We start from the raw sequence: 437 nt of genomic DNA, 5'->3' as shown, positions 1-437 counted from the left end.
CTGACGCTGGAGCCGACGCACTACACCACGGTCGATAATGGCGACTGCACCGAAACGGTGACCATCCACGACCTGGAAAACCTCACCGGGCTGACTGGCGGCGGCGGGGTGGTGCGGCTGCGGGTGGACCTCGACGAGGAGCCGGACTCGACCATCGACCACACCAGCTGGTCGGAAGTGGAGGGCTGGAACGAGGTCGGTCTGCCGGTGTGCTGCGTGACCTACAACGACCCCTACCAGCGCGAGACACTGTTCAGCGGCACGGTGGGCACGGTCAGCGGCCAGGACCTGGTGTTCACGCTCAGCGGCGGCTCCTTCGACCTGGGCACCTTGCTGGATCCGGGCGCCTCGTATTACATCGAGGTCAACTCGGGCGACCACGAGGGCCACCGCTTCGACGTGGTCTCGGCTGCGGGCAACACCCTGACGCTGGCCGC

The 437-nt window shown here is 67.0% G+C and carries 1 protein-coding gene; it reads left to right on the top strand.

The annotated features are described in order from the left end of the window. Positions 1-437, top strand: a 437-nt coding sequence (locus tag ACG2LG_RS24255) for a hypothetical protein (RefSeq protein ID WP_396263492.1), incomplete at both ends; no start/stop codon positions are given.

The sequence above is a fragment of the Haloferula sp. A504 genome, from assembly GCF_044385805.1.
In the GTDB taxonomy this organism is placed as follows: Bacteria; Verrucomicrobiota; Verrucomicrobiia; order Verrucomicrobiales; family Akkermansiaceae; genus Haloferula.
The sequence above is the reverse complement of the archived record's forward strand: the minus strand, read 5'-3'. Positions and strand labels throughout refer to the sequence as shown.